The sequence below is a fragment of the Micrococcus sp. MS-ASIII-49 genome (assembly GCF_000946635.1).
GTDB lineage: Bacteria > Actinomycetota > Actinomycetes > Actinomycetales > Micrococcaceae > Micrococcus > Micrococcus luteus.
Genome location: NZ_JXSP01000143.1, coordinates 1 through 3,028 on the forward strand (window position 1 = coordinate 1; position 3,028 = coordinate 3,028).

A 3,028-nucleotide genomic window follows, 5' to 3' on the forward strand; every position below is an offset into this window, starting at 1 on the left:
GGACCGCGGCCCCGGCGGCCCGTTCGGCGGGGGCGGGTCCTCCGCCGCGCGCGGCAGGGGCCGGCCGGGCCGGCCGAGCGCGCTCGTGCTGACCATCATCGCGGTGGCCGTGCTCGTGGGGCTGTTCGTGGTGTTCACGAACGTCTACACGGACGTGCTGTGGTTCGCACAGCTGGGCTTCACCGAGGTCTTCTGGACCGAGGTCGTCGCCAAGGCCGCGCTGTTCCTGATCGCCGGGCTCGGGATGGCCCTCGCCGTGTGGCTGGCGATCCGCACGGCCTGGCGCCACCGCCCCGCGGACGCGTCCGCGGCCGCGCGGGACTCGCTCAGCCAGGCCCAGCGCCAGCTGGAGCCCATCCGGCGCCTGGTGTTCCTGGGTGTCCCGCTCGTGCTCGGCGTGTTCGCCGGCTCCACCGCGATGAACGGCTGGAACACGGTCCTGCTGTTCCTGAACCAGGTGCCCTACGGCCAGGCGGACCCGGAGTTCGGCCTGGACCTCATGTTCTTCATGGCCACCCTGCCGTTCCTGACGCTCGTGGTCGGGTACCTGATCTCGGTGGTCCTGGTCTCCGGCATCACCGGTCTTCTGGTGCACTACCTGTACGGCGCGGTGCGCGTGGAGGAGGGCGGCGGCGTGCGGATCACCCCGGCGGCGCGCGCCCACATCGGCATCACCCTGGCCGTGTTCCTGCTGCTGCAGGGCGTCAACTTCTGGCTCAACCGCTACCGCACCACGCAGTCGCAGACCGGCAACTGGGCCGGCGCGCTCTACACGGACGTGAACGCGGTCATCCCGACGTCGGCGATCCTGGCGGTCACGGCCGTGATCGTGGCCGGCCTGTTCGTGTGGACGGTGGTCTCGGGCCGGTGGCGGTTGTCGCTGATCGGCACCGCGGTCCTGGTCATCACGGCGCTCGTGGTGGGCACGGCGTACCCCTTCATCGTGCAGGAGTACCAGGTGAAGCCGTCCGAGCGCACGCTCGAGTCCGAGTACATCGAGCGGAACATCGCCATGACGCGCGAGGCGTACGGCCTGGACGACGTCGAGGTGACGAACTACGAGGGGGCCACGGACACCGAGGCCGGGGCCCTGGCGGGCGAGGAGGCCAACACGGCCAACGTCCGTCTCATGGACCCGAACCTGATCTCCCAGACCTTCGGGCAGCTCCAGCAGTTCCGTCCGTACTACTCGTTCCCCACCACGCTGCACGTGGACCGCTACGAGGTGGACGGCCAGACGCGGGACACCATCCTGGCGGCCCGTGACGTCAACGTGGACGACTCGCAGTCGTGGGTGAACCGCCACACCATCTACACGCACGGCTACGGCATGGTCGTGGCCGACGCCTCCGAGGTCGCGGCCGGCGGCCGGCCCCAGTGGCTGCTCTCCGAGATCCCGACGCGCGGGCCGCTGGCCTCCGACCAGGACTACGAGCCGCGCATCTACTTCGGGCACAACTCGCCCTCGTACTCGGTGGTGGGTGCGCCCGAGGGCGCGCCGGCCGTCGAACGCGACCGGCCGCAGACGGCCGACTCCCAGGAGGACACGGCGTACACCTTCTCCGGCGACGGCGGCCCCTCGGTGGGCAACCTGTTCAACCGGCTCGCATACGCGGTGAAGTTCGGCTCGCCCGAGCTGGTGCTGTCCTCGGACGTGAACGAGGCCTCGCAGATCCTCTACGACCGCGACCCGGCCGAGCGCGTCCGCAAGGTCGCGCCCTACCTGACGGTGGACACCGCCCCCTACCCGGCGATCGTCGATGGCCGCGTGCAGTGGATCGTGGACGCCTACACGACCTCGGACCAGTTCCCGTACTCCACCGCCCAGCAGCTGGGCGAGGTCACGGTGGACTCCCTGAGCCAGGGCCAGAACCCGGCGATGCAGGGCCGGGTGAACTACATCCGCAACTCGGTGAAGGCGACGGTGGACGCGTACGACGGCTCGGTGTCCCTCTACGCGTGGGACGACCAGGATCCGCTGCTGCGGGTCTGGCAGAACGTGTACCCGTCCTCGCTGCGCCCGTACTCGGAGATGAGCGCCGGACTCATGGACCACGTCCGCTACCCGGAGGACATGTTCAAGGTCCAGCGCGAGCTGCTCGGCCGCTACCACGTGACCGATGCGGACGACTTCTACGAGAACAACGACGCGTGGTCCGTGCCCTCGGACCCCACGCGCGAGGAGGACGTCAAGCAGCCGCCGTACTACATGACGCTGCAGATGCCCGGCCAGGACGAGCCGGCGTTCTCCCTCACCAGCAGCTACATCCCGCAGATCACGGACGGTGCCCAGCAGCGCAACGTGCTCTACGGCTTCCTCTCCGCCACCGGCGACGCCGGCTCGGGGGAGGACGGCGTGAAGGCCGAGGGCTACGGGAAGCTCCGACTGCTCGAGCTGCCGCGGTCCACCACGGTGCCCGGCCCTGGCCAGGCGCAGGCGAACTTCGACTCGAACGCGGACGTCTCGCGGGAGCTGAACCTGCTGCGCCAGGGCGCGTCCGAGGTGCTCAACGGCAACATGATCACCCTGCCGGTGGCCGGCGGCATCCTCTACGTCCAGCCGGTGTACGTCCGCTCCTCGGGCGGCACCACCTACCCGACGCTGCGCAAGGTGCTCGTCTCCTTCGGCGACAAGGTCGGCTTCGCGGACACCCTCCAGGAGGCCCTGGACCAGGTGTTCGACGGCGACTCGGGCGCGGTCACCCCGGAGGAGAACCAGGCGGAGGCGCCCTCACCGGGCGAGAAGCCGACGGCTCCGGGCACGGTCGAGGAGGAGCTCTCGGCGGCCCTCGAGGAGGCTCAGGACGCCCTGGTCCAGGGCCAGGAGCGTCTGGCCGAGGGCGACTGGGCCGGCTACGGCGAGCAGCAGAAGCGTCTCAACGAGGCACTGAAGCGCGCCACCGCCGCCGACGACGCCCTGGGCGGCGACGCACCCGCCCAGGAGCAGGCCCCGGCCGAGGCGAGCCCCGCGCCGTCGTCGAGCCCCAGCCCGACGCCGAGCGGCTGAGCCGGCGCCGGCGGGGCGGGG

At 70.9% G+C, this 3,028-nt stretch carries 1 protein-coding gene; it reads left to right on the forward strand.

Annotated features, from left to right (window positions below; all coding sequences use genetic code 11):
* The coding region (locus SJ20_RS09545) for a UPF0182 family protein (protein WP_044659762.1) at nt 1-3,007 on the forward strand (3,007 nt) is incomplete at its 5' end.
* Between the last annotated feature and the right edge of the window lie 21 nt (nt 3,008-3,028).